The 2,424-nt window shown below is 66.7% G+C and carries 2 pseudogenes; both read left to right on the plus strand.

From position 1 onward, the window contains the following. Positions 1 to 92 precede the first annotated feature (92 nt). A pseudogene (locus A6302_RS20030) lies at positions 93 to 1,397 on the plus strand (UDP-glucose dehydrogenase family protein). 73 nt (positions 1,398 to 1,470) lie between these two features. Continuing rightward, a pseudogene (cysQ, locus tag A6302_RS20035) lies at positions 1,471 to 2,284 on the plus strand (3'(2'),5'-bisphosphate nucleotidase CysQ). Positions 2,285 to 2,424: the final 140 nt, after the last annotated feature.

Here is a 2,424-nt window from a genome sequence, read left to right on the forward strand (position 1 = left end):
GTGACGCATTGATCCCGGCCCACCGGACATGAGGGACCTCGTCCGGGTCGTCCGCCAACGCGATTGATGTCATTCAGACAGGGAAATACCGTATGCGTATTACGATGATCGGATCAGGCTACGTCGGACTTGTCTCGGGTGCGTGTTTTGCCGATTTCGGCCACCAGGTGTTCTGCATCGACAAGGACCAGCGCAAGATCGACGCCCTCAAGGAAGGGCGGATCCCGATCTTCGAACCCGGTCTCGACGAACTGGTCAAGACCAACGCCAGCGAAGGCCGGCTGACCTTCGACACCGATCTCACCGAGGCGGTGGCGTCCTCCGAAGTCGTGTTCATCGGCGTCGGCACCCCGTCGCGCCGCGGCGACGGCCATGCGGACCTCTCCTATGTCTACGCCGCCGCCCGCGAGATCGCCCCGCGCGATCGACGGCTTCACCGTCGTCGTCACCAAGTCGACCGTGCCGGTCGGCACCGGCGACGAGGTCGAGCGGATCATCCGCCAGGAGCGCCCGGACGCGGATTTCGCGGTCGTGTCCAACCCGGAATTCCTGCGGGAAGGCGCCGCGATCGACGACTTCAAGCACCCCGACCGCATCGTCGTCGGCCTCGAGGACGAGCGCGCCCGCGAGGTGATGATCGACGTCTACCGGCCGCTCTATCTCAACAAGTCGCCGCTGCTGTTCACCTCGCGCCGCTCGTCCGAGCTGATCAAGTATGCTGCCAACGCCTTCCTCGCGATGAAGATCACCTTCATCAACGAGATCTCCGACCTCAGCGAGCAGGTCGGCGCCACGTCCAGGACATCGCCCACGGCATCGGCCTCGATGGCCGCATCGGCTCGAAGTTCCTCAACGCCGGCCCCGGCTACGGCGGCTCGTGCTTCCCGAAGGACACGATGGCGCTGGTGAAGACCGCGCAGGACTATGCCAGCCCGGTGCGGCTGATCGAGACCACGGTTGCGGTCAACGAGACCCGCAAGCGGGCCATGGCCCGCAAGGTGGTCGCCGCCTGCAACGGCGACGTGCGCGGCAAGACCGTCGCCGTTCTCGGCCTGACCTTCAAGCCGAACACCGACGACATGCGCGACAGCCCGGCGATCTCGATCGTCCAGGCCCTGCGCGATGCCGGTGCCACGGTGAAGGGCTACGACCCGCAGGGCATGGAAGCGGCACGGGACGTGATCGACGGCCTCGTCTTCGCCGAGAGTGCCTATGACTGCGTGACCGGGGCCGACGCCGTCGTGATCGTCACCGAGTGGAACCAGTTCCGCGCGCTCGATTTCGACCGGCTCCGCGAGCTCATGAACGCGCCGGTTCTGATCGATCTGCGCAACATCTATCGCAAGGACCAGATGGAGAAGGCCGGCTTCAGCTACGTGAGCATCGGCCGTCCCTGATCCGTTCCGTCCCCACGACCGGCGGGCGGCCGGCAGCGGCCGCGCCCCGGATGTCGTCTTGCAAGGACTTGCGATGACCCAGTTCAACGATGACCAGCTGATCGACTTCCTGGTCGGGACCGCCGTTGCGGCCGGCGCGCGGATCCTCGAGATCTATTCCGGCGACTTCGACGTCACCGTCAAGTCGGACGCCTCCCCCGTGACCGCCGCCGACGAGAGCGCCGAGGCGATCATTCTCGAGCGGCTCGCGGCGTTTTGCACCCGGCATCGCCGTGGTGGCCGAGGAAGAGGCCGCCGCCGGCCGGGTTCCGGCGACCGACGACCGCTTCTTCCTCGTCGACCCGCTCGACGGCACCAAGGAATTCGTCAGCCGCAACGGCGAGTTCACCGTCAATGTCGCGCTGATCGACAAGGGTGTGCCGGTGGCCGGCGTGGTCTATGCCCCCGCTCTCGGCGATCTCTACGTCGCGGCCGGCGGGAGGGCCTTCCAGGCCCGGGTCGAGGACGGCGCCGTCGGCGCGCTCTCGGCGATTTCCACCCGCGCGGCGCCCGCCGCGATCACCGCGATCGGCAGCCGCTCCCATGGCAGCGGCGAGACGGAGGCTTATCTCGGCCGCTACAATGTCGGCGCCTTCCGGCCCGCGGGCTCGTCGCTGAAGTTCTGCCTCGTCGCCTGCGGCGAGGCCGATCTCTATCCCCGCTTCGGCCGGACCATGGAATGGGACACGGCGGCCGGCGATGCCGTGCTGCGGGCGGCCGGCGGCAAGGTCGTGACCACGGACGGCAGCCCGCTGCTCTACGGCAAGCGCAACCAGCCGACCGACAGCGATTTTGCCAATCCGTATTTCATCGCCGCCGGCGGACTTGATCCGTTGCCGGCGAACTGAACGTCAGGGTAGCAACGCCGCGGAACAACGCGGAGTAGCATCTTGTGCGGGCCATTGCGTCAGCGGTAAATACCGGTACAAAGAGCCGACAGTTGCACGAATGGTGCATGGCTGACGTCCTGGTACAGGATGACCGCGAC

The sequence above is a fragment of the Methylobrevis pamukkalensis genome (assembly GCF_001720135.1).
GTDB lineage: Bacteria > Pseudomonadota > Alphaproteobacteria > Rhizobiales > Pleomorphomonadaceae > Methylobrevis > Methylobrevis pamukkalensis.